24 protein-coding genes are annotated in these 23557 nt (G+C 58.7%); 17 read left to right on the forward strand and 7 right to left on the reverse strand.

Annotated elements, in window-relative coordinates; translation table 11 throughout:
• Window positions 1-114: 114 nt before the first annotated feature.
• Complete coding sequence (locus PA598K_RS22695) at window positions 115-867, reverse strand: MBL fold metallo-hydrolase (protein ID WP_260405554.1); 753 nt, start codon at window positions 865-867, stop codon at window positions 115-117.
• Window positions 868-1056: 189 nt separating this feature from the next.
• Here PA598K_RS22695 and PA598K_RS22700 point away from each other — a divergent pair, with 189 nt between their 5' ends.
• From PA598K_RS22700 to PA598K_RS22710, 3 genes are all read left to right on the forward strand, one after another.
• Window positions 1057-1257 carry a hypothetical protein gene (locus tag PA598K_RS22700; protein ID WP_128659151.1) on the forward strand — a complete coding sequence of 67 codons (201 nt, stop codon included), beginning with the start codon at window positions 1057-1059 and terminating at the stop codon, window positions 1255-1257.
• A gap of 149 nt (window positions 1258-1406) precedes the next feature.
• The gene (locus tag PA598K_RS22705) at window positions 1407-1970 is read left to right on the forward strand and encodes a stalk domain-containing protein (RefSeq protein WP_128659152.1); all 564 of its coding nucleotides are present in this window, start codon (window positions 1407-1409) and stop codon (window positions 1968-1970) included.
• A gap of 131 nt (window positions 1971-2101) precedes the next feature.
• A complete protein-coding gene (locus tag PA598K_RS22710; protein WP_128659153.1) occupies window positions 2102-2404 on the forward strand; it encodes a DUF1292 domain-containing protein in 303 nt (100 codons plus the stop codon).
• A 112-nt stretch (window positions 2405-2516) separates the two neighbouring features.
• On the opposite strand, the gene PA598K_RS22715 is transcribed toward PA598K_RS22710, so the two are convergent.
• Window positions 2517-3986 carry an aminotransferase class I/II-fold pyridoxal phosphate-dependent enzyme gene (locus PA598K_RS22715; protein ID WP_128659154.1) on the reverse strand — a complete coding sequence of 490 codons (1470 nt, stop codon included), beginning with the start codon at window positions 3984-3986 and terminating at the stop codon, window positions 2517-2519.
• A 161-nt stretch (window positions 3987-4147) separates the two neighbouring features.
• On the opposite strand from PA598K_RS22715, the gene PA598K_RS22720 reads away from it, so the two are divergent.
• Window positions 4148-5332, forward strand: a complete 1185-nt coding sequence (locus PA598K_RS22720) for an MFS transporter (protein WP_128659155.1) — start codon at window positions 4148-4150, stop codon at window positions 5330-5332.
• Between the two features lie 165 nt (window positions 5333-5497).
• Here the strand turns inward: PA598K_RS22720 and PA598K_RS22725 are convergent, their stop codons facing one another.
• The gene (locus PA598K_RS22725; protein ID WP_128659156.1) at window positions 5498-6139 is read right to left on the reverse strand and encodes a YktB family protein; all 642 of its coding nucleotides are present in this window, start codon (window positions 6137-6139) and stop codon (window positions 5498-5500) included.
• Between the two features lie 240 nt (window positions 6140-6379).
• On the opposite strand from PA598K_RS22725, the gene PA598K_RS22730 reads away from it, so the two are divergent.
• Both PA598K_RS22730 and gndA read left to right on the forward strand, forming a co-directional pair.
• Window positions 6380-6976, forward strand: a complete 597-nt coding sequence (locus tag PA598K_RS22730; protein WP_128659157.1) for a hypothetical protein — start codon at window positions 6380-6382, stop codon at window positions 6974-6976.
• A 232-nt stretch (window positions 6977-7208) separates the two neighbouring features.
• Window positions 7209-8618 carry an NADP-dependent phosphogluconate dehydrogenase gene (gndA, locus tag PA598K_RS22735; protein ID WP_128659158.1) on the forward strand — a complete coding sequence of 470 codons (1410 nt, stop codon included), beginning with the start codon at window positions 7209-7211 and terminating at the stop codon, window positions 8616-8618.
• Here the strand turns inward: gndA and PA598K_RS22740 are convergent.
• Window positions 8602-8952: a hypothetical protein gene (locus PA598K_RS22740; protein ID WP_128659159.1), complete on the reverse strand. Its 351-nt coding sequence runs from the start codon at window positions 8950-8952 to the stop codon at window positions 8602-8604. The two genes, gndA and PA598K_RS22740, sit on opposite strands and share 17 nt — an antisense overlap.
• Window positions 8953-9130: 178 nt before the next feature.
• On the opposite strand from PA598K_RS22740, the gene PA598K_RS22745 reads away from it, so the two are divergent.
• The 6 genes from PA598K_RS22745 to ptsP all read left to right on the forward strand — a co-directional run bounded on the left by PA598K_RS22745 (window position 9131) and on the right by ptsP (window position 16013).
• Complete coding sequence (locus tag PA598K_RS22745; RefSeq protein ID WP_128659160.1) at window positions 9131-9688, forward strand: shikimate kinase; 558 nt, start codon at window positions 9131-9133, stop codon at window positions 9686-9688.
• Between the two features lie 18 nt (window positions 9689-9706).
• Window positions 9707-11002: a 3-phosphoshikimate 1-carboxyvinyltransferase gene (aroA, locus tag PA598K_RS22750; RefSeq protein ID WP_128659161.1), complete on the forward strand. Its 1296-nt coding sequence runs from the start codon at window positions 9707-9709 to the stop codon at window positions 11000-11002.
• Between the two features lie 70 nt (window positions 11003-11072).
• Entirely contained in the window at window positions 11073-11519 is a 447-nt protein-coding gene (locus PA598K_RS22755) for a CoA-binding protein (protein WP_128659162.1), read from the forward strand.
• A 91-nt stretch (window positions 11520-11610) separates the two neighbouring features.
• On the forward strand, window positions 11611-12246 hold the full coding sequence (locus tag PA598K_RS22760) for a hypothetical protein (RefSeq protein WP_128659163.1): 636 nt from the start codon (window positions 11611-11613) through the stop codon (window positions 12244-12246).
• A 114-nt stretch (window positions 12247-12360) separates the two neighbouring features.
• Window positions 12361-14241 (forward strand): glucose PTS transporter subunit IIA, encoded by a 1881-nt coding sequence (locus PA598K_RS22765; RefSeq protein WP_128659164.1) that lies wholly within the window; start codon window positions 12361-12363, stop codon window positions 14239-14241.
• A 2-nt stretch (window positions 14242-14243) separates the two neighbouring features.
• The gene (ptsP, locus tag PA598K_RS22770) at window positions 14244-16013 is read left to right on the forward strand and encodes a phosphoenolpyruvate--protein phosphotransferase (protein ID WP_128659206.1); all 1770 of its coding nucleotides are present in this window, start codon (window positions 14244-14246) and stop codon (window positions 16011-16013) included.
• Here the strand turns inward: ptsP and PA598K_RS22775 are convergent.
• The gene (locus PA598K_RS22775; protein WP_128659165.1) at window positions 16010-16534 is read right to left on the reverse strand and encodes a type 1 glutamine amidotransferase domain-containing protein; all 525 of its coding nucleotides are present in this window, start codon (window positions 16532-16534) and stop codon (window positions 16010-16012) included. The genes ptsP and PA598K_RS22775 overlap by 4 nt on opposite strands.
• 64 nt (window positions 16535-16598) lie before the next feature.
• Here PA598K_RS22775 and PA598K_RS22780 point away from each other — a divergent pair, with 64 nt between their 5' ends.
• The 4 genes from PA598K_RS22780 to PA598K_RS22795 all read left to right on the forward strand — a co-directional run bounded on the left by PA598K_RS22780 (window position 16599) and on the right by PA598K_RS22795 (window position 19486).
• Window positions 16599-17021 carry a VanZ family protein gene (locus PA598K_RS22780; RefSeq protein WP_128659166.1) on the forward strand — a complete coding sequence of 141 codons (423 nt, stop codon included), beginning with the start codon at window positions 16599-16601 and terminating at the stop codon, window positions 17019-17021.
• 100 nt (window positions 17022-17121) lie between these two features.
• The gene (locus PA598K_RS22785; protein ID WP_128659167.1) at window positions 17122-17535 is read left to right on the forward strand and encodes a hypothetical protein; all 414 of its coding nucleotides are present in this window, start codon (window positions 17122-17124) and stop codon (window positions 17533-17535) included.
• A gap of 189 nt (window positions 17536-17724) precedes the next feature.
• A complete protein-coding gene (gene ccpA / locus PA598K_RS22790; protein WP_128659168.1) occupies window positions 17725-18729 on the forward strand; it encodes a catabolite control protein A in 1005 nt (334 codons plus the stop codon).
• Window positions 18730-18796: 67 nt separating this feature from the next.
• Window positions 18797-19486: a 5'-methylthioadenosine/adenosylhomocysteine nucleosidase gene (locus PA598K_RS22795; protein ID WP_185602177.1), complete on the forward strand. Its 690-nt coding sequence runs from the start codon at window positions 18797-18799 to the stop codon at window positions 19484-19486.
• A gap of 188 nt (window positions 19487-19674) precedes the next feature.
• Here PA598K_RS22795 and PA598K_RS22800 read toward each other — a convergent pair whose 3' ends face one another.
• Entirely contained in the window at window positions 19675-20856 is a 1182-nt protein-coding gene (locus tag PA598K_RS22800) for an acetoin utilization protein AcuC (protein WP_128659169.1), read from the reverse strand.
• A 46-nt stretch (window positions 20857-20902) separates the two neighbouring features.
• Window positions 20903-21535: a GNAT family N-acetyltransferase gene (locus tag PA598K_RS22805; protein WP_376739061.1), complete on the reverse strand. Its 633-nt coding sequence runs from the start codon at window positions 21533-21535 to the stop codon at window positions 20903-20905.
• A gap of 204 nt (window positions 21536-21739) precedes the next feature.
• Here PA598K_RS22805 and acsA point away from each other — a divergent pair, with 204 nt between their 5' ends.
• A complete protein-coding gene (gene acsA / locus PA598K_RS22810; protein ID WP_128659170.1) occupies window positions 21740-23467 on the forward strand; it encodes an acetate--CoA ligase in 1728 nt (575 codons plus the stop codon).
• Window positions 23468-23557: the final 90 nt, after the last annotated feature.

A 23557-nucleotide genomic window follows, 5' to 3' on the forward strand; every position in this document is an offset into this window, starting at 1 on the left:
GCGGGAGGTCTTCTTTGCGTGCAGGGAGGGGCTGCCCCGGGGGCTGGCGGCTCGAGCCCCGTCGCATCGTTAGCGATTGTCTCGCGTGGGGCGGCCTGTCCAGATGCCCTCCTATTAGGACGTAGTCCGAATAAGCTCGGACATCGAGTAGCGGCGGTGTTGCTCCAGGAATAGCATCTTGCCCGTACGACCGATATGCTCGTCACGCTCATCGGCGTAATGGACGAGCCAGATGCGCTCCTGCACCTCGTCCGGCAGCGTCAGCAGCTCCTCCAGCGAGGCGTGGACCAGCCCCGGCGACTGGAGCTGACAGTCATGGAAGATGACGTCGCAGCCCCGCTCCTGCAGGAGCTTATCGAGCAAGCCCGGATTAAAGCGCATGTCGGCGCTATAAAAGAAGTGATCGTTCATATACACTGAGTAGCTCGTCTTGCCCGGGATGTGTGGCGTTTCGATCAGCTCTACGGCAAGCGCAGGGGCGAGCTGCGCCCGAGCTCCCGGCGTGAGCGGGCGGACGTCAAAGAAGTCCTCCAGCCGCTGCCATTCCTGCTGCACGAGTCCACCCTTCAGCGTGTGGTCCCAGATCGGCTGCACCAGCGTCTCGGCAATGTAGAGCACAGGCTTGCGATCGTATTGGAACTTCATCCGGAAGGCGAACTCCTCTAGTCCGCCGACATGGTCGGCATGGATATGCGTAATCAGAATCGCATCAATCTCGGATAATGGCTTGCCCAACTGGTGCAGAGCCATCGGCGCGGTCACGCCGCAATCGATCATGAGCGTCATGTCTTCGGTGTACACAAGGGCGTTTGTATTATAGTAGCGTTTGCTAAATGCGCTGCCTGTGCCGATCATCTGAATGTCCAAGCCGTCGTTCCTCCTGATACAACCGTTTTTTAAAATTTAACATGATTATATTAGAAATGAAAGGGAGAAATCACAGTCTGCTCTCAAAATGCCTAAGTGGCATGGAATCGTACCTGGTCAGTAGCAGACGCGCCAAGGCCCACATACACTAGGAGCAAGCGCATAGACTGCGAGGGGAGCTGCTGTGTAGTGAGTAAAGGAAAAGCCGCGAAGGGGAAAAAGCAACCTGCCAGCGAGCGCAGTCAGTATCGGATGAAGCTGGTGCTCTCGGATACATGCGCGGTCTGCGCCACGCCATGCGCCCGAGGGATGAGCTACCTCGAACGTATGAAGGAGCCGGGAGCAGTCGGCAATGGCGTGCCTTGCATATTGACGCGGACCAAGGCGTAACGGGGCGTTTTCGCATTTCCCGGGGAAGCGCAGATTTCAACAGTGATCGACAGAAGCTGCGGCTGGATTTTTTTGTGCCAGCCGCCGCAACTTCTCATCGCCGCAAGAGTATAATCTTACATCCTGACAACGGATGGAGGTACATAAGGATGAAGTTCAGAAAGATCGTGATCCTGCTGCTGGTTCTCTCCCTGTGGGGGGGCACGATGTTGTTCGCCGACTCGGCGAACCAGCGCGTGCGGGTCATCGTGAACGGATCGGAGTTGGATGATCAGGGTCTGTTGGTGGACGGCAAGACCTATCTGCCCCTTCGGCAAATCGCCAACACGCTGCAATCGCTGGTGGAGTGGAATGACAGCGCAAGGCGAGTGACCGTATATAAACCCAATGTTCACATGTTCTTGTTCCAGGACAAGACGATCTTCGGCAATGTGACGCGCAACAGTCGGCCGACCTTCAATGTGCATGCCCAGGTCGACAGCCTCAAGGTGGACATCAGCGCCGTCAAGGTGACGATCAGCGATCCCGGAGGTCGCGAAACGCTCATTCACGAGGAAGAGGTCACCAATCAACGCGAGGACTTCTGGTTGCCGACCAAGGAGATCCGCTATCATTTCGAGGCAGCAGGCAAGTATACCGTTCGGTTCTACATGAAGCCGGCCGGTTCGGGAGACTGGGCCGTCGTGTCGGAGAAGACGATTGTTTCCAAGTAATTCCTTTTTTTCAGTCGTTCGCTGACGCAGTCATTGTAGTCATTTGCATACGTGTTGCCGTTTGACCCGTCAAGTGGAACATGTTACGATACGTGGGTAGCTGAATAACGAATGGAAATGAGGGTTTTACAATGAGCGAACACGTGCATGGACCGGACTGCAACCATGATCACGACCACGAGGAGCATGTATTTGTCGTTACCGACGAAGAGGGCGTAGAACGCGAGATGGTCATGGTCTTTACATTTGAGTCCGAATCGCAGGTGTATGCGGTGCTGCTGGACCGCAACGATCCAGAGGCGGACGGCATCATCTTCCGTATCGAGGAAGAGGGCGAGGAGGCATTCCTGGTCGGCATCGAGGACGATGCGGAGTGGGAGCGCGTAACCAAGATCTACGAAGAGATCGCCCGCGCCGAGAGCGAACAAGCATAAGCGATCCACGACAAACAGGCAGCCCGCCGACGGGCTGCCTGTTTTTTTGGGGACTTCTTCAAGATAATCGCAGCACCCAACCGGGCTGGAGTGTGCGGCGATAAACACCATCTTAGAAAATCGCCGTCTCCTCGACGATGACCTTGACGAACTCGATGCTGCGATCCTCCGGTCCCTTGACCGGCAGGCCGACCTCGACATGATCGACGATATAGTCGATGTTCTGCTGAGAGATGACCTCGCCCGGCAGCAGGATCGGGATGCCAGGCGGATAGACGTAGATGAATTCGGCAATAATCCGTCCCGCGGATTCCTTGAAGGGAATCACTTCCGTCTCGGCGTAGAAGGCGTCGCGCGGCGTCAGCGAGAGCTGGGGGATCTCCGGGATCTTGACGATCAGCTCATGCGCTTCGCGCTTCTGGTAGTACTGCCCAGAGAGGTCGCGCAGCGCCGTCAGCAGCGTCTCGATCGGCTCCTCGCTGTCGCCTGGCGTGACCAGACAGAGGATATTGTACATGTCGCTTAGCTCGATCTCGATGTTGTAATGATCGCGCAGCCAATTCTCGACCTCGTAGCCCGTCACGCCGAGGTGGCGGACATGGATCGTCAGCTTGGTCGGATCGAAGTCGTACGTCGCCTCATCGCCAAGGATTTCCTCGCCTATGCAGTACAGACCGGGGATTCGGTTGATCTCCGAGCGGGCATGGGACGCCAGTTGGATGGTTTTCTCGGCAATCGCATGGCCGTTGATGGCGAGCTGACGGCGCGAGGTATCCAGCGAGCCAAGCAGCAGGTAGGAGGTCGACGTCGTCGTCAGCATGCTGATGATCGTCTGGACGCGCTGCGGATTGATCCGTCCCTTGCGCACATTAAGGACCGAGCTCTGCGTCATCGAGCCGCCAAGCTTGTGCACGCTGGTCGCCGCCATATCCGCGCCCGCTTGCATCGCCGACATCGGCAGCCCGTCATGAAAGTGGATCAGTACGCCGTGCGCTTCGTCCACCAGTACGGGGATGTCGTAGCCATGCACCAGGTCGACGATTTCCTTCAGGTCGGCACAGATGCCATAGTAGGTCGGATTGATGACGACTACGGCCTTGGCGTCGGGATGACGCTCGAGCGCGCGCCGCACCGAGCGCGTCGTGATGCCGTGGTCGATCCCGAGGTTGGCGTCGCGCGCGGGCGAGATGAAGACTGGCCGGGCGCCAGCAAAAATAATCGCCGACATAATCGATTTGTGCACGTTGCGCGGGACGATGATCTTGTCGCCGGGAGCGCAGACAGTGAGGATCATTGTCATGATCGCTCCGCTCGTCCCTTGCACGGAAAAGTACGTATAGTCAGCGCCAAAAGCGTCTGCCGCCAGCTGCTGGGCTTCTTCGATCACTCCGGTCGGCTGGTGCAGATCGTCAAGCGGCGCGATATTGATCAGATCGATGGAGAGCGCATTGTCTCCGACAAACGTCCGAAATTCGGGATCGCTGCCGGCCCCCTTCTTGTGGCCGGGAATATGAAACTGAACGGGGTTGTGCTGCGCGTGTGTGCGCAGCGCGGTGAACAGCGGGGTGCGAGTGTGATCCATCGCGGCGTCACCCACCTTTCATGGTAGTGGTACAAACTAGGATGAGTATAGCAAAAACGGCCGGGAATGCAAGGACTTGTTCGATAGGATCATTGTTCTCAGTTTGTCCATTTCCATGGTTTGGCGGGATATGGTACGATATCGGGTGGAGGGAGTCTAACATGAACAAACCATTAGCCGTCGTCATGCTGACCCTGATGACGACATTTATCGGCTTCGGGATTATTATTCCGGTCATGCCGGAATTGATCAAACGGGTCGATTCCAACGAGCTGGCACTACATACCGGATTGCTGCTGTCGATCTACTCGGCCGTCTCGTTCCTGATGTCGCCGCTCTGGGGCTCGCTCTCGGACCGGATCGGCCGACGCCCGATTATCCTGATCGGCATCCTCGGCTTCTCGGCCAGCTTCCTTGTGTTCGGCCTGGGGGCGCACAACCTGACGCTGATGTATGTGTCGCGCATCCTGGGCGGATTGTTCTCCGGGGCGGTGACGTCGGTGATCGTCGCCTATGTCGCCGATGTGACGCCGCCCGAGGAGCGCACGCGGGGGATGGGTCTTGTTGGGATGTCGATCGGTCTGGGTTTTACGATCGGCCCCGGCGTCGGCGGATTGCTCAGCAAGATTTCACTGGAGACGCCTTTCTTCGTCGCTTCGGCGTTGGCGTTGCTCACGTTCTTCCTTGCGTGGAGCCGGCTCAAGGAATCGCTTGATCCAGAGCGTCGTCGTCAGCCGTCGGCCGAGCGGGTATCGCGCTGGACGGCGTTCCGCGGCTCGCTACGGTACCTGTACCTGCTGGCGCTATTCGTGGCGCTGTCGCTTGCCGGACTGGAGGCGACGTTGCAGCTGTTCGGCATGGAGCGCTTCGAGGTAACGCCCGGCCAGGTCGGGATGATGTTTTTTGTGTGCGGACTCGTCGGCGCGCTGGTGCAGGGCGGGATCGTCCGGCGGTACATCCGCAAAGGGGACGAGCCGAAGTTTATCGTCGCGGGTCTGCTGTTCTCGGCGGTGGGCTTCCTGCTGCTGCTCACCTCGCATACGTTGTGGACGGCGACACTGTTCCTGGCGATCTTCGGCATCGGCAATGCGCTGATCCGGCCATGCGTTACTTCGCTGATCACGCAGAAGACGACGGTCGGCCAGGGCGTGGCCTCCGGTCTCAGCTCCTCGATGGACAGTCTGGGCCGGATCATCGGGCCGCTTGGCGGGGCGATGCTGTTCAAGCTCGACCTGCAGCTGCCGTATGTCGTCGGCGGTCTGCTGTCGCTCGCGGCGCTGCTGTTCCTCGCCCGCTTCGTTACGCTCGATCGTCAGCGCGCAGGCAGCGAGGCGCTGCCGCGCTGAGGCTAGCGCCCGCCGCAGCCAGCGCTGGCAGGTATCGCACGCGCATCGTATGCTACGATGGGCATACAAAAAAGCTCTTTCTCGCCGTGACTGGCTGGAAAGAGCTTTTTTGTCTTATAGACAGTGCGCAACGCAATGCGGCTACAAGGCTAAGCCAGCCTGACGTCAACGCGCCAGGCGGTACAGCGGCAGCAGCGACGCGAACGTTTCCTCCGCCTTGGCCAGCAGGGCGGAGCCGTCGCGCAGCAGTGGATCGTGGCGATCGATGATCAGGCCGCAGAGCAGCTCGGCTGACTTGACCGTCTGCAAGCGCGAGAGCAGCGTCTGCAGCTCGTCGGCGCTCAGCTTGCTATGGAGCGTGCCGCCAGGCTCGGTATGGTCGCCGGACCAGGTGAAGCCGGAAGGGATCTGCTTGCGCAGCTCGCTTACGCGCTTGAGCGCTTGCTTGGCGAAGCTCTCCTTGGCCGTAGCTTCATAGATCAGGGCGAACTGGATGAACAGATGCGATTCGAACAGACCGATCTGAAAATGCGGGTGTGCCTTGTAGCCCCGCTTGTTGGGCGCGTAAGCGACCCACGTATCGTTGGGCGGATGTACCTTGCGCCGCGCATGCTTGGCCACATGCGGATACATCTCCTCGCCGCACAGTACAGAGAGCGTTGGCGCCAGCTCGGCGCCGAGCTGGTGCAGCTTGGGCCGGACGCGGGCGATCAGCGCCTCCATGCGCGGCTCGAGGCCGTCGATGGCGAAGACGTCGAAGTCCTCGGGCGCAAAGCCGGGGAAGGTCGTTTGGGCAGCGGTTGTCACAGTATGTACCTCCTGAACATGATGGTATGAAGTATACCATACCTGACGGTCGATGCCGAGGCCGACTGCAACCTTTGGGCGCTCGTCCGCGTCAAATAAGCAATTGCCCGTAAGCAACAGCCCGCGCGTATAAAATTAGTCAATAAACCAAGTTGCCAGAACATATGATGGAGTATAAGATAGGATTAGAAACAAATTTTCAGAACATTTACACAATTATCCGACTGAGGAGGGATAGCCGTGAATAAAAGCTATGAAGTTGAATACTGCAATCTGGAGCTCCGCTTTGATCGGCGGCAAATCCAGCATCTGATTCGGGATCTGATCCAGGAAGGCTATTCTCTCTATTGGAGCGAGACGGAGAACATGCTGCTCATCTCGATCCGCACCGGGCGCAAGCTCGTCAAGCTGAGATTCCAGCGCGTCCGCAACCGGTTCAAAATTGTCGGCGATTACACGATTAAGGATGAGAAGCTGTCCCTGCTGATCGAAAAGCTCATTAACGATACGCGCGGCCATGCCGTCGTCAAACGATTCCGCGACCGTCAGATTGTCATTGAAAATATTATGTTCGGTGAAATTATTCGACTGGTGGAGGTGTCGGGGATGGAGCATAAAATCATCTATCAACGCAAGCCATTCGTAACGACGGAAGAAATGATCCAGGCCTTTCAATCCAAGCGTGCCGAACAGCGGGTGCCGGTATTGCGTTATGAGCTGGATTACGAGCTGATGTGTCTGCACGAGGCGCTGCAGGAAGGTCGGACGGAAGACGCCGACGCCAGCCGCGAGAAGCTTGCGTTGCTGCGCAGCGAGATGCTGCAGCTGGAGATGTAATCTAGGATCGGACGGAAAGGATGAGCGTACGCATGTCTAGCAGCACCTGAGGGATGCTTCCGGAAAAAGCGGGAGCATCCTTTGTTTTTGCGCCTGCGATTGCGGCAGTTTTCTCTCATTTTCAACATTACAGTTTTCATCCGGCCGCAAAAAGAGTAAAATAACATTATTGTGTGTCGTTTTACCCACCTCTTCACCATAAACTATATAGAAAAGGGATGGAACCAAACCAATGTCTAAACAGCAAATTGGCGTTATCGGAATGGCAGTCATGGGGAAAAATCTGGCGCTCAACATCGAGAGCAGAGGTTTTACGGTGTCGATCTTCAATCGCTCCAGAGAAAAAACGGACGATCTCTTGAAGGAAGCCGAAGGGAAAAACCTGGTCGGCACCTTCACCATGGAAGAGTTCGTGCAATCGCTGGAGACGCCGCGCAAAATCCTGATCATGGTGCAAGCCGGCAAGGGCACAGATGCGACAATCGACCAACTCGTGCCGCTGCTCGACGAGGGCGACATCATCATCGACGGCGGCAACGCCTACTTCCCTGATACCCAGCGCCGCAGCAAGGAGCTCGAGGCCAAAGGCTTCCGCTTCATCGGCACTGGCGTCTCCGGCGGCGAAGAGGGCGCGCTCAAAGGCCCGTCTATCATGCCTGGTGGCCAAGAGTCGGCCTACAAGCTGGTCGAGCCGATCCTCACTGCCATCTCCGCCAAAGTTAACGGCGATCCTTGCTGTACCTATATCGGACCGGACGGCGCAGGCCACTATGTGAAGATGGTCCACAACGGCATCGAGTACGGCGACATGCAGCTCATCTGCGAAGCGTACCACCTGTTGAATTCGGTGCTCGGCGTCAGCACGCAAGAGCTGCACGAGATCTTCACCGAGTGGAATAAAGGCGAGCTCGACAGCTACCTGATCGAGATTACGGCCGACATCTTCTCCAAATACGATGACGAGACCGGCAAGCCGATGGTTGACGTCATCCTCGACTCCGCTGGTCAGAAGGGCACCGGCAAATGGACAAGCCAAAGCTCGCTGGACCTGGGCGTCCCGCTGTCGATCATTACCGAATCGGTATTCTCCCGCTTCCTCTCGGCGATGAAGGAAGAGCGCGTCGCTGCCAGCAAGCTGTTGCAAGGCCCTGCACCATCCGAATACACCGGCGACAAGGCGGCCTTCATCGAAGCCGTCCGCAAAGCGCTGTATGCGAGCAAGATCTGCTCCTACGCGCAAGGCTTCGCCCAAATGCGCGCCGCTTCCGACGAGTACGGCTGGGATCTGCGCTACGGCGATATCGCGATGATCTTCCGCGGCGGCTGCATCATCCGTGCTGGCTTCCTGCAGAACATCAAGGACGCTTATGACCGCGACCCAGAGCTGCGCAACCTGTTGCTCGACAGCTACTTCAAGGAGATCGTCGAGTCGTACCAAGGCGCATGGCGCGAGGTTGTATCCACGGCTGTCGCTTCCGGCATCCCAGTGCCGGCGTTCGCGAGCGCGCTGGCTTACTATGACAGCTACCGCACCGAGCGTTTGCCTGCCAACCTGCTGCAGGCGCAGCGCGATTACTTCGGCGCGCATACGTTCCAGCGTCTGGACAAAGAAGGCTCCTTCCACTTCAACTGGATGGCATAGGCTTCCGCTGAGGAATGGCAGTCTCTGCCGGAGTGAGGCCGTTGACGCCTCGCACCGCTTCGGCGAGCAGCACGCGCAGCCGCGCCTGCTCCTGCTGGCAGCTTGGCTTGCCCCGCAGGATGAGCATGGCGGCTTCGGCGAAGCACGCGAAGGTATGAGGCAATAAAGGTGGCTGGCTGGACTCAAGCGCGCTTGTATCCAGCTCGGCCGCCTTTTTTTTGAGCCATTCGAGCATCCAGATGACGTCGGCACGGCAGAGCGGATGCTCCGGGTGCAGTATCCGCGCCAGACGCTGCTCGCAAGAATCGGCCGTAATATGGCCGCGATTGTACATAGCGGACCCTCCTTTCCTATGAAGCATCGGACGCTACTCTATGCATACGAGGGAGAGTGGCAGATTATACGAGCAGCCGATGATTGTCTGTCCTTTCGGCGCTATGGTATGATGAGGGTTGACTGCTGTCCGCGCCTCGCGCGCGGGTGGCGCAAGGCAGAATCAAGAGGTGTTGCTAGTGTCCAGACAGTATCAATCGATCGTCCTGGTCGGCTTCATGGGAACCGGCAAATCATCGGTCAGCCGCTCGCTCGCCGAACGGATCGGCTATGAGCGGGTTGATCTGGATGAGGCGATCGAACGGCGGGAGCGCTGCTCGATCGCCGAGTTGTTCGCGGAGCGCGGCGAGACGGCCTTCCGCGAGCTAGAGCGCGATGTGCTGCGCGAGCTGATGTTGCGGCCAGCGCGTCAGGTGATCGCTACCGGAGGCGGCGCCGTGTTGAGGGCGGACAACCGCGAGACGATGAGGGAGCGTGGCTGGGTTGTGGCGCTCACAGCCGATGCGGAGCGGATCATCGCCAGAGTGAGCGCCGATACTTCGCGTCCGCTCTTGCAGGGCGATGTGAGGAGGCGTGTGACGGAGCTGTTGGAGCAGCGCAAGCATGCCTACGACTTCGCCGATCTGAAGCTCGACACGACCCGCCTGAGCGTAACGGAGGTCACCGACCGGATCATCGGCGCCTGGCAGCGGCTGACGTCGGCAGACGGCGCGGACCATCCGCGTGCAAACCATTAAAAAGGGGAACAATCCAATATGACAGATGTAATCGTGACACCAACGCCCAAGCTCACAGGCGAGCTGCAGGCGCTATCTTCCAAAAACTACACCACGCGCTACTTGTTGGTCGCGGCGCTTGCCGAGGGCACGAGCACGATCTACTACCCGGCTCACAGCGAGGACAGCGACGCGATGCGTCGTTGCATCCGCGATCTGGGCGCGACGGTGGAGGAGGACGAGGAGAAGATCACCATCACTGGCTTTGGCGCCAAGCCGACGCCTAAGGTCGAGCTAGATGTGGGCAATGCCGGCGCGGTGCTCCGCTTCCTGATGGCGATTGCCTGCCTAGGCGAGGACGTCACCTTTATTAACCGGTACCCGGACTCGCTAGGAAAGCGGCCGCATGACGATCTGATCGATGCGCTCGAGCAGATGGGCGCGCGCATCGAGCATCAGTCGGGCAAGCTGCCGATCCGCATCGAGGGCGGACAGCTCAGAGGCGGCAAGATTGCCGTCTCGGGCAATGTCAGCTCGCAGTTCCTGAGCGCGCTGCTGTTCCTGACGCCGCTGCTGGCGGAGGACAGCGAGATCGAGGTGCTGCATGATCTGAAGTCCAAGGTCGTCGTCGGCCAGACGCTAGAGGTGCTGGAGCAGGCGGGCATCGTCATCGAGGCGAGCGAGGATCTGATGCACTACAAGGTGAAGGGCAATCAGCGCTACGAAGCCAAGAAGTATGTCGTCCAAGGCGACTATCCGGGCTCGGCGGCGGTACTGGCAGCCGCAGCCGTCACCCGCTCGGACGTGACGCTGCATCGTTTGGAGGAGCACAGCAAGCAAGGCGAGCGCGCTATCGTCGATGTACTGAAGATGATGGAGGTGCCGCTCTCCCATCAGAACGGCACGGTGCATGTGCTTGGCAACGGCAAGCTGAAGGCTGTCGAGTTCGATGGCGACATGGCGACCGACGCCGTGCTGGCGATGGTGGCGGCGGCTGTATTCGCCGAAGGCACCTCCCGCTTCTACAACGTCGAGAATCTGCGTTACAAGGAATGCGACCGCATCACCGACTATCTGGCGGAGCTGCGCAAGGCGGGAGCCAACGTAGAGGAGCGCCAGAGCGAGATTATCGTGCACGGTCGTCCCGAGGGCGTGGAGGGCGGCGTCGAGATCGATGCGCATTACGACCATCGGGTTATCATGGCGCTGACTGTCGTCGGTCTGCGCGCAGAGCAGCCGATCCGTATCAAGGACGCCCACCATGTCGCCAAATCGTATCCGATCTACTTTGACCATCTGAAGGCGCTCGGCGCCCAGGTAGAGTGGGTCGACTAACGGCGATCCGAAGATCGATTCGTGAGCGTAGGTTCTGTATGAGGGTTGTCCAAAAAAGGAGGTTATGCTCGTGAGCTATACCCATCCGTCCCGAGACGAGATCCGCACGATGCTCGGAGAGGCGCGCACCGTCGCTGTCGTCGGCTTGTCCGACAAGCCGGAGCGCACGTCGTACATGGTATCCGAAGCGATGCAGCAAAAGGGCTACCGGATCATCCCGGTCAACCCTGCGGCTTCCGGGCCGATCCTTGGCGAGACCTGCTATGCGTCGCTCGAGGAGATCCCGGAGCCGATCGATATCGTCAATGTGTTCCGACGCAGCGAGCATTGTCCGGAGATCGCCGCAGCGGCCGTCCGAATCGGCGCCAGCGTCCTCTGGCTTCAACTGGGCGTCTACAGCGAGGAAGCGGCGGAGATCGCTGCGTCCGGCGGCTTGCAGGTTGTGATGGACCGCTGCATCAAGGTTGAGGACTCGCTGCTCTGGCCGCAAGGAAAATCCAGCTCCGAGCTTGGATAAAAAACGTGACGTTCTCCCACACTAAGAGAGGCTTTTCGGGCACTGTCGACTCGAAAAGACTATCGCTTCATGCAACAGGAGGACTCACCAAATGAACGGAATGTCCAACCAAGGATACCAAGGCTTCCAAGCCAACAACCAATTCTCTAACCAGCAAACGAACCAATACCAGCCTGCGGGATACGTTCAATCCCATTACCAAGGCAACATCCCGACCCAAAATGCCGGTCCTGTGATCAGCCATCTGGGCTATCAAGCGAACCAGCAACAGCAAGGCTTCCAGCCACAATCGTACCAATCAAATATGAATGGCGGCTTTGCCGGCTCGCAAGCGCAGAGCCAATACCAGCCGGTGATCTCGCGTCTGGGCTATCAAGCGGGCCAAGAGCAGTATGGACAGGCTTCGCACTTCCAGCCGCAATCGCAGCAATCGCATTACATGCCTTCGCAGTTCCAAAGCAACAGCTACCAACAGCAGCAACCGGTCATCTCGCACCTCGGCTTCCAAGCCGGCTCCGAGACGCATAGCCCGGTGCTGCAGCATGCCCATGTAGCCGGCAACGGCCAACAAGGATATCAATCGCAGCAAGGCGGCTTCAACATGGCGCAGGCGCATACGCCGCAAAACCCAGTGTATCAAACGACCAACGCGCAGCAACAACAAGGCCCGGTTATTTCCCATCTGGGCTACCAAGCCGGCCAACAAGGAATGAACAACCGTTTCTAAGGCGGCTATGGACGAGCAACGGCGGGCCCGCAAGGGTCCGTCGTTTTCTTTTGACAAAACAAGCGTGAACGCTTACCATCGAAGAATAGAATGAGAACGAAAGGGGGCGCTGAATTGAACCTGATGGGCAATCTGCAGCAGCTCGGGCGCGCATTGATGCTGCCGATGATTGTACTGCCTGCCGCCGCGGTGTTTCTGTTTCTCGGCCAGCTGCCCTGGGGCGTGATCGGGCTGCCGGGGATGGGCGAGCATTTGGCTCGCGCGGGCGATATTTTATTTTTGGTCTTGCCTTTTTTGTTTGCCGTAGGCGTCGCGCTTGGTCTGACCAACAATGCCGGCGCAGCCGGCATGGCTGCGCTGGCAGGCATGTTTATATATAGCGGGATTACCGGCTCGATGAGCGACCTGAACATACAGCCGACGATTCTGATCGGCGTGCTGATCGGCATCGTCTCCGGCTATTGCTTTGATTTGTTCAAGGAGTTTCGATTGCCGGAGTATATCCAGTTTTTTGGCGGACCGCGCTTCGTGCCGCTGTTTGTCAGCGTGCTTTCCGTTATTTTCTCGATCATGATGATCAACATTGCGCCGTATATTCAGGAAGGGCTCCATTTGCTCGGTGAGGTCGTCTCCTCGGCAGGCGGCTTCGGCGTCTTCCTGTTTGGCTTCGTTCACCGGATTCTCGCTGTCTTCGGTCTTCATCATCTGGTGAGCCACGTTTTCTGGTTCCAGGTGGGCGGCTATGAGACGGACAACGGGACGCTTGTCTACGGTGATCTCGTCCGTTTCTTCGCGGGCGACCCGACGGCAGGCGCGTATATGGCCGGTCTCTATCCGACGATGATGTTCGCTTTGCCGGCGATCGCTTTCGCCATCATCCAGGAGGCACGCGAGGATCTCAAGCCCAAGGTCCGCAAGACGTTTATGTCGGCCGCTCTGGCCTCGTTTCTGACCGGGGTGACGGAGCCGATCGAGTTTGCTTTTCTGTTCGTGGCTCCGTATTTGTTCGTCGTGCATGCCATTCTCTCGGGGCTGGTCATGTGGCTGACTTATGAGTTGGGTATCCTGCACGGCTTTTCGTTCTCCGCGGGGGCGATCGACTATGTCATCAACCTGCATCTGTCGACGCGCGGCTGGCTGCTGCTGCCGATCGGGCTTGTGTTCGGATTCCTCTACTATATTATGTTTCGCTGGGCGATCTGGCGCTTCCGCATCCCGACGCCGGGACGCGAGGAGGGCTCGCAGCTCGATGAGTGGGCCGGCGATATCCCGTATCGCGCGCCGCTTATCCTGCAGGCGATCGGCGGCAAGGAGAACATCGTCCAGATGGAGGCTTGCATCACGCGTCTGCGGCTCAAGCTCAGCAATGACAAGCTGCTCGACATCAACGCGCTGCGCAACCTGGGGGCTGCGGGCGTCATCCGCTTGGGCGGCGGCAATGTGCAGGTCGTCTTCGGCACCTTCTCCGAGCTGATCCGCGAAGAGATGATGAAGACGCTGAAGCGGGATCTCACACAGGTGTCCTTCTCCTCGCCGATACAAGGCAAGATGATCCCGCTCGACGAGGTGCCCGATCAGATCTTCGCCGACGAGCTGGTAGGCAAAGGCGTCGCCTTTATGCCGGAGCGCGGTGAGCTGGTCGCTCCGGTCGACGGCACCGTCATCCATATCTATCCGACGATGCATGCGGTAGGGATCCGCACCGCTGAAGGGCTGGAGGTGCTGCTGCATATCGGCATCGACACGTCGCAGATGGGAGGCCGGGGCTTCTCCGCCGTCGTCCGCGAGGGAGACAAGGTCAAGACCGGGCAGCTGCTCATTCGCTTTGACCTGCAGAAGGTTCGCAAGGGGTGCAAGTCGTTGGCCACGCCAATGGTCATTACCAATTCAGACCGTGTCAGATCGTGGAGCTACGCTCCGTTCAAGAGTGTTAAGAAGGGTCAGGCATCAATCATGTCCGTCGTGCTCAAAGAGAGAAAGGGTGGGGGAGATTGACCATTATTCAAGGAATAGGAGCGTCTGCAGGTATCGCGATCGGCAAGTCTTTCGTGCTGCCGGGATGGGAATGGGATTTGCCGGATCAAAAAATCGACGTCGCCGATCTGGCCAAGGAGTTCGACCGCCTGTACGAAGGCATCAAGACGTCCAAGGATGAGATCGAGCAGATGAAGGGCGAGCTGCGCGAGGTGGTCGGCTCGGACGAGACGCATATTTTCGACGCGCATATCGCGATCCTCGACGATCCCGTCTTCATGAATGAGGTGCAGGGCATCATCCAGCGGCAGTACAAAGCGGCGGAGGTGGCGGTTAAGGAAGCGATCGATCACTTCGTGACGATGTTCGACCTGCTTGATGACGAATACATGAAGGAACGCGCGCTCGACATCAAGGATGTTGGCAACCGGCTCCTGAAGCATCTGCTCGGCGCGCCGGAGATCAAGCTGCCGACCGATACCCAGCCATTTATCCTTGTCGCCAAGGAGCTTTCGCCTTCTCAGCTAGCCCATCTCAACCCGAAGCATGTGCTCGGCATTGTCACGCTGGCGGGGAGCACAACCTCCCACTCGGCGATTATGGCGCGGGCGCTTGGCATTCCGCTCGTCGTCGGACTCGAGAACAAGCTGACAGAGCCGATTCAGACAGGGGAGATGATGGTCATCGACGGACAGAGCGGCCAAGTGATCCTGGACCCTGCCGAGAGGGTAATGGAGCAGTTCGCGCGAGCCCAGGAGGCGCAGCACGAAGCCAAAAACAAACTAAAGCAGCTCGCTGGCTTCCGGTCGGTTACGCCGGACGGCAAAGAGATCGAGCTGGCTGCCAACATCAGCTCGCTGAAGGAGCTTGACGTAGCCTTGCCTGTGGGGGCGCTTGGCGTCGGTTTGTTCCGGACGGAGTTTCTGTATATGGATCGGCTCGATTTTCCGGGGGAAGAGGAGCAATTTGAGGTGTACAAGAGCGTGGCGGAGAAGCTGGGCGAGGATACGGTCATCATCCGTACGCTCGATATCGGCGGCGACAAGCAGTTGGACTACTTCAACATCGCTGAGGAGGACAATCCGTTCCTGGGCTACCGGGCCATCCGTATCTCGCTCGACCGCAAGGATTTGCTCAAGACCCAATCGCGGGCAATCCTGAGAGCAAGCCGGTACGGGCATGTGAAGATGATGTTCCCGCTTATCTCGTCGGTCGAGGAAGTGCGAGCGGCCAAGGCCGTGCTGGAGGAGGCCAAGCAGGAGCTGCTGGACGAAGGGCTGCCGTTTAATCCGCACCTGCAGGTCGGCGTCATGATCGAGGTGCCGGCGGCGGCGGCGATCGCCGATCTGCTGGCGGAGGAGGTCGACTTTTTTAGCATCGGCACCAATGACCTCGTGCAGTTCGTGCTCGCCGTCGACCGGATGAACGATCAGATCGCCCATCTATACGAGCCGTATCACCCGGCGGTGTTGCGGATGCTTAAGATGACGGTGGATGCCGCGAAGCGGCGGGGCATCCCGGTCGGCGTGTGCGGGGAGATGGCAGGCGATACATTGGCGCTGCCGATCTGGCTCGGACTTGATGTCGACGAGCTGAGCATGAGCGCGCCTGCCATCCTGCACATCAAGGAACGGCTGTTGCAGACCAAGCAATCGGACTGCCGTCAGCTGCTGGAGCTGCTGCTCTCCTGCCGCACCAGTAGGGAGATGCGGCAGCAGTTGGAGAGCTTCAGACGAGCTGTCGGCGCTCCGGAGGAGACGCCAGTCTCGGTCTGCAAGCCGCTGCGCTCCTAGCGCTGTCTGAGCGCGTCTACGAACGCCTTGGCATAAGGCGGCAGGTCTGGCGGACGGCGGGAGGAGACGATATGACCATCGACGACGACCGCTTCGTCCACCCAGGTCGCGCCGGCGTTTTCCATGTCGTCGCGGATGCCCGGCGTCGACGTGACGGTGCGACCTTCGAGAATGCGCGCCGAGATGAGCACCCAGCCGGCGTGGCAGATCTGACCGATCGGCTTGCCGTCCTTGTCCATCTCGCGGATCAGCTCGAGCACCTTCGGGTAGCGGCGCAGCTTGTCTGGCGCCCAGCCGCCGGGGACGAGGATGCCATCATGATCGGCGCTGTTCACCTCGTCGAAGGCGAGATCGGCGACAGCGGGGACACCGTATTTGCCGATATGCTTTTTGCCCTTCTCCGGTCCGGCGAACAGGACAGTCGCGCCTTCCTCGCGGACGCGGTAGACGGGATACCATAATTCCAGATCTTCGAACTCATCATCAAGCAGACAGATAACAGACTTATCCGATAGTGACATCGATAATACCTCCTAGACGGGATGTATGGGATAACCCAAACCTTATTGTACTGAAGGAGAGGCTATGAAGCAAACCAATCACTCCCCCCGTTCCTGGTGGCGCTGGCTTCCAGCGTTGTTGTGGATGGGTGTTATTTTCTGGCTGTCCTCCCGCACCGGCGATCAGCTCGGCGGGATTATGCCCTGGTTCCAGAAGCTTTTGCCATTTATGCAGAGCTTCGACTGGGGTCATTTTGTTGCCTACTTTATCCTTGCCTTTTTGCTCGCTTACGGCTTTGGCGCGCGAGCGCTGCGCTGGCGCGTGCGCCTGCTGGTCGTGCTGCTCTGCGTCCTGTACGGAGTGAGCGACGAATATCATCAGTCGTTTGTTGATGGACGTACGCCCGATGCTAATGACATCCGTAACGACGGCATTGGCGCTCTACTGGCGATGCTTGCTCTGAGTGTGCCGATGATTCGGCGTCGTTGGACCCGATTCGGGCGTTAAGTGGGTCGGATAACAGAAAATTACAAGCAGAACGAGCAGGAAATAAGGCGAACGGGGTCGAATAATGTTCGTATACCAATTTCTAAAGGGGTGGGCCGCTGTGCAAAAAAGCTGTCCTTGTGGCGAAGTGATGTCCATGAAGCTGCGGACGGTAATCTATTCGGGCAAGGTAGAGATCGACAATGTGCCGGTCTACTCATGCGAAGCATGCAGCCGCAGCGAGGTGTTCCCGGAAGTGAAGCCGGACCTGACCGGACTGATCGGCCGACTCGGCTCGGAGCCCGAACCGCAGACTTTTCTGTTTAATGAGTGGAACGAATGGGCAGATTTAATATTGGAGCTCTATGTCAGACAAAAGCGACCCAATCAGCAAGAGCTGGATCGACTCATCGAAGAGCGAATCAACAAGCTGCTCGATCTGTTGCTCCTCGCGCGCAGGATGGGCGATGAGCAGTGGGCCGGCGAGGTGGAAAAGCGGCTGTCGCAGATCAGCCGACGCACAATGTCTACATAAGTTTGGCAGCTAATCATACTTAACAGGGCAGACCATATCTCGTTTCTCGACAGAGTCAGGACGGGTAACATTGCGTAAAGTAAATTTTTGTCGTATCATTAATCCAATAGAGTTCCGGCAGACGTGGCAAGTATGCTCCCAATGACCAGACAACGCACCAAAAATATGAACTAAATGGAGAGAAGGAACGTGACTGTAACCATTTATGATGTAGCAAGGGAAGCGGGCGTGTCGATGGCGACAGTCTCGCGCGTGGTGAATAACAATCCGAATGTCAAGCCGCAAACCCGTAAAAAAGTGTTCGAGGCGATCGAACGTCTGGGCTACCGTCCCAACGCCGTCGCACGCGGGCTGGCGAGCAAGAAGACGACAACGGTCGGCGTCGTCATCCCCGACATCTCCAATGCCATCTTCGCGGAGGTGGCTCGCGGCATCGAGGATATCGCGAACATGTACCATTACAATATTATCCTCTGTAACGCCGACAAGAAGAAAGACAAGGAAATCCGGGTCATCAACACCTTGCTGGAGAAGCAGGTGGATGGTCTGCTGTTCATGGGCGGCGCCGTGACAGAGGAGCATATCATCGCTTTCCGTTCGGCCAACGTGCCGATCGTCCTCTGCGCCACGACGGACGAGCAGGCAACGATCCCTTCGGTCGATATCGATCATGAGGCGGCAGCGTTCGACGCGGTCAGCTCGCTGATCGCTCAAGGGCACAAGAACATTGCGATGATTAGCGGCACGCTGCAGGACCCAGCCAACGGTTATGCCCGATTCCAGGGCTACAAGCGGGCGCTTGAGCAGGCTGGTGTTGCGTATGACGAGGCGCTTGTTCGCGTCGGCAATTACCGGTACGAGTCCGGCATCGAGGCGATGAAGTACTTTTTGGACCGGGACGACAAGCCGACAGCGGTGTTCGCTGCGACCGACGAGATGGCGATCGGCGCGATTCATTGCATTCAGGACTATGGTCTGAAGGTGCCTGAGGATATCTCGGTCATCAGTGTCGACAACAGCCGGATGGCGTCGATGGTGCGTCCACAGCTGACGACGGTCGCTCAGCCGATGTACGATATCGGCGCGGTGTCGATGCGTCTATTGACCAAGCTAATGAAAAAAGAAGCCGTCGAGGACCCGCGCGTCATCCTGCCGCATGAGCTGATCAACCGCCAGTCGGTCAGCCAGGTTTAATTGGGCGATTTGTACAATCAAGCTCCTTCGGGAGCTTTTTCATTGTTCATATAGGGAGTGAGAATTAGTGAAGATTGGTATTATCGGCGCAATGAATGAAGAAATCGAGCTGCTGCATCGGGAGACCGAGCAGACCCGTACGATCGAGAAGGCGAGCATCACCCTGCATGAGGGCGTGCTTCGGGGCAAAGCGGTCATCTATGGCAAGTCGGGGGTCGGCAAGGTCAACGCGGCTGTATGCACGCAGGTGCTCATCGACCAGGGCGTCGATTATGTACTGTTCACCGGCGTCGCAGGCGCGCTCGATCCGGCGCTTGAGATCGGCGACATCGTCATCTCGGCCAGCGCCCTCCAGCACGATATGGACGTGCGCCCGCTCGGGTTTGCGCGCGGGGTGATCCCGTTCCAGGAGCAATCCGACTTCGCAGCCGACCCGCGGCTGATCGAGATCGCGGAGGCGGCCGGCGAGACGCTGTTCCCTGGTCGCTATCGCACAGGCAAGGTGCTGTCGGGCGACCAGTTCATCGCCAGTCGGGAGACAGTCCGGGAGCTGTATGAGGATCTGGGCGGGACGTGCACGGAGATGGAGGGCGCGGCGCTGGCCCAGGTGTGTGCGATGAACGGCGTGCCGTATGTCGTCATCCGCTCCATCTCCGACAAGGCCGACGGCTCCGCGCATGTCAACTTCCCGGAGTTCACGGCTCAGGCGGCGGAGAACTCCTTCCGCATGATCGAGGAGATGCTCGGCCGGTTGTAGACCGGACCGATAGACCGGAGCTGGTCAGCGCCTCCGCGGGTTGCTAGCTTGTGCCAGCTCATCCAGAAGAGCCTTCAGTCCCCATGCAGGGGGCCGAAGGCTCTGTTGGTGTTACTCGAGGGATTGGCAATGCAGCGTCTCAGGAGCAATACGTCATGGGCATGATACTGCCTGGGTTATGCATCATGCTACAAATCCTGGATCGCGATCGCCTTGATGGCGCGATTCTGCTCCGTGATGATGTCGCGGCGCGGCATCGGCGCCCAGCTCGACGTATCGTCGAGCCAGCTCTCGGGGAGCAGGTCTGGGCTCAGCGCTTGCCAGCGCTCTCTCCACGGGGCAGGCAGCGTCGCTGCGAACCCGCGCCCGTCGATCTCGCCGAGCAGCGGGTGATCGGTCATCTCCAGCCAGACGAGGGCCCAGGCGCGCGGTACGACCCGCCAGATATCGTAGCCGCCGCCGCCAACGGCGAGCCATCTGCCACCCGCGTGCTCATGCGCCAGCCGGTGGATGATCGCAGGCATTTCGCGATAGATCCGCATGCTGCAGTGGATATGCGAGAGCGGGTCGAGCGCATGCGCGTCGCAGCCATGCTGGCTAATGATGATATCCGGCTTGAAGGCGGCGGCGACGCGCGCGATGCTCTCGCTGAAGCACTCCAGCCAGGAGTCATCCTCCGTATAGGGCTCTACAGGCATGTTGTAGCAGCTGCCGAAGCCCTCAGCATTGCCGCGCTCATGCACATAACCTGTGCCGGGGAAGAGGAACTTGCCGGTCTCGTGTATCGAATACGTGCACACCGCAGGATCGGTGTAAAATGCCCATTGCACGCCGTCGCCATGATGCACGTCGGTGTCGATGTAGAGCACCCTCGCCTGGTAGCGCTGGCGAAGCCAGGCGATGGCGATCGCGGCGTCGTTGTAGACGCAGAAGCCCGCGCCCCGATCAGGGAAGGCGTGGTGCAGCCCGCCTGCCATATGGAACGCATGTTGCGTCTTGCCCTGCATGATGGCATCGGCCGCATGCACGGAGCCGCCTGCGATGGCGGCGGCTGCTTCATGCATGCCAGGAAAACAAGGCGTGTCCTCCGTCTGCAGTCCGTACTGCTGGGCCTGGCTGTACCATTGCGGCAGCGGCTCGTCGGCGCTCAGCTGGCGGACGGCCTGGATATAATCCGAACGATGGAGGAGGCAGAGCAGCTCGTCGTCGGCCGACGCGGGCATCACGATCTGCCGGTCATCCAGCGCTGAAGACGCTCTCAACAGATCGATCGCGAGCTCCAGACGCATCGGACTAAACGGATGGTGATCATTGAACCGGTAGCGCATCGCGTCCGGATGATGTACAAATACGGCATTGGCCGTCTTCATCGCTAAGCGTCCTCCTTTTATGGTATCGCCCCGTGCGGCAGGGCGATCAGTACATGAATCGCTGGCGGAACCGCACACGGTCAAATGCTTCCACAGACGCCAGCGGCACCTCTTTTCCGATGCGGACCATAAGACAGTTGGCGGGGTGGGAGCAGATCTCCGGGTCATCGGTGGCGAACCAGACCATATCGACCGATTTCATCAGCTGCTCCATCATCTTGCGATAGTCCCAGACGTTCAAGCCGCTGTTCTCCAGATCCCAATGCCAGTAATATTCGGTTGTGTAGACGATCATATTTTCCAGTTGGTCCTCTTCGAAAGCGGTGCGAATCATACGTTTGCCCAGACCCAGCGCGCGGTAAGCGTTGGCGACCTCGACAGCGCCAAGCTCCACCAGATCGGGCATGCCAGCGTCGGACCAGCGCTCCATCTCGTCAGGGTAGTGGAAGGTGACATAACCGACGATCAGAGAGCCGGTGCGGGCGACGATGATCCGCCCCTCCGGCAGTCCGGCGATTTCAACGAGCGCTTCATGCTGATCGCGTGGCCTGCGAAAGGCGTCCAGATCCGTATGCATCTCCCATTCGGCGAGTCGCTCTGGCTCGACAGGCCCTTCGACGACGAGTTCCTCGTCGCCGTTCATAAAGGTATGGAGGCGGGGGATTTTGCGATGCTCCAAGGTCATTTCCTCCTTTCCGGGGTGATCAGACCTTCTAGGCTCTAGTTACACTTATAACAAAAAAGCGCGCCTTTGAAAACCCATGTGCGCCGTCAATAAAATATGCTATAATAACAAATGACGATTTTTTGAATCTTTATGATTGAAACGATGAAAGCGTATTCTCATGCAAGACGGATAGGGTACCTTGAGGAGGATTGAAAAATGGAGCAGAATGAACAACAGGAACGCATCCAGGCAACCGCGACGAACAGCAATATGGGAAGTTACGAAGAGGCAAGAGCCAGCTTTAGTCTGGAGGCGCTGGAGCAGCAATTTTCCTGGCACACGAGCGGCAAGGTCAATATGGCGTACGAAACGATCGATCGTCATGTCGCCGAAGGGCGAGGAGACAGGATTGCGCTGTACTACAGCGACAAGTCGCGCGAGGAGCAATATACCTTTGCCGAGCTGAAGGAACAATCCGACAAGTTCGCCAATGTGCTTCGCGGTCTGGGCATCGGCAAGGGCGAGCGGGTCTTTATTTTTATGCCGCGTACGCCAGAGCTGTACTTCTGCCTGCTGGGCATCCTCAAGGTAGGCGCGATCGTCGGCCCGTTATTCGAAGCGTTCATGGAGACGGCGGTCAAGGATCGACTGCAGGACAGCGGCGCAGTAGCGATCGTCACGACACCGGCGCTGCTCGGCCGGATCGCTCATGAGGAGCTGCCGGAGCTGAAGTATCGGATCGTCGTCGGCGAGGAGGTCGCTGCGGGCGAAGGCATCGTCGATTATGCGGCGGAGATGGCGCAGGCTGCCTCAGGCGGCGAGATTGAGTGGCTGGATCGCGAGGACGGGCTGATCATCCATTATACGTCCGGCTCGACTGGCAAGCCGAAGGGCGTCTATCACGTCCAGAACGCGATGCTGCAGCATCGGCTGACCGCTCGCTACGTGCTTGATCTGAAGGAAGGCGACGTGTACTGGTGCACAGCCGATCCGGGTTGGGTAACCGGCACGTCCTACGGCATCTTCGCCCCTTGGCTGATGGGAGCGACCAACGTCATACGCGGCGGCCGCTTCAGCCCCGAGGACTGGTACAGCACGATTCAGAAGTATGGCGTCACGGTATGGTACAGCGCACCTACGGCGTTCCGCATGCTGATGGGCGCGGGCGACGACCTGGTCGGCAAGTTCGATCTTACCTCGCTGCGTCATGTGCTCAGCGTAGGCGAGCCGCTTAACCCCGAGGTGGTCCGTTGGGGGATGAAGGTGTACGGCCAGCGCATCCATGACACTTGGTGGATGACCGAGACGGGCGGCCAGCTGATCTGCAACTATCCGTCCATGGATATCAAGCCGGGCTCGATGGGCAAGCCAGTGCCGGGCGTGACGGCTGCGATTATCGACGACAGCGGCCGCGAGCTGCCGCCGAACCGGATGGGCAATCTTGCGATCCGTACGCCGTGGCCATCGATGATGCGCAAGATCTGGAACAATCCAGCCAAGTACGAGGAGTATTTCCGACTTACCGGCTGGTACGTGTCCGGCGACTCGGCCTATCAGGACGAGGAAGGGTACTTCTGGTTCCAGGGGCGGATCGATGATGTCATCAATACAGCCGGCGAGCGGGTTGGTCCCTTCGAGGTCGAGAGCAAGCTCGTCGAGCACCCGGCGATCGCCGAAGCGGGCGTCATCGGCAAGCCCGATCCGATGCGCGGCGAGATCATCAAGGCGTTTGTGGCGCTGCGCGAGGGCTATGAGCCCTCCGAGGAGCTGAAGCAGCAGATCTATACGTTCGTCAAGGTAGGGCTCTCGGCACACGCTGCGCCGCGCGAGATCGAGTTCCGCGACAAGCTGCCGAAGACGCGCAGCGGCAAGATCATGCGCCGCGTCCTCAAGGCATGGGAGCTGAACCTGCCGACAGGCGATCTGTCGACGATCGAGGATTAATCTGAACTTATCATACGTGACTAACGAAACCCAAACGGCCAGCCCGCATATCGCGGACTGGCCGTTATTTGTGTTGCCATCAAACAGCGT

Origin of the sequence: Paenibacillus sp. 598K, from assembly GCF_003851045.1 — a bacterium.
In the GTDB taxonomy this organism is placed as follows: domain Bacteria; phylum Bacillota; class Bacilli; order Paenibacillales; family Paenibacillaceae; genus Paenibacillus_D.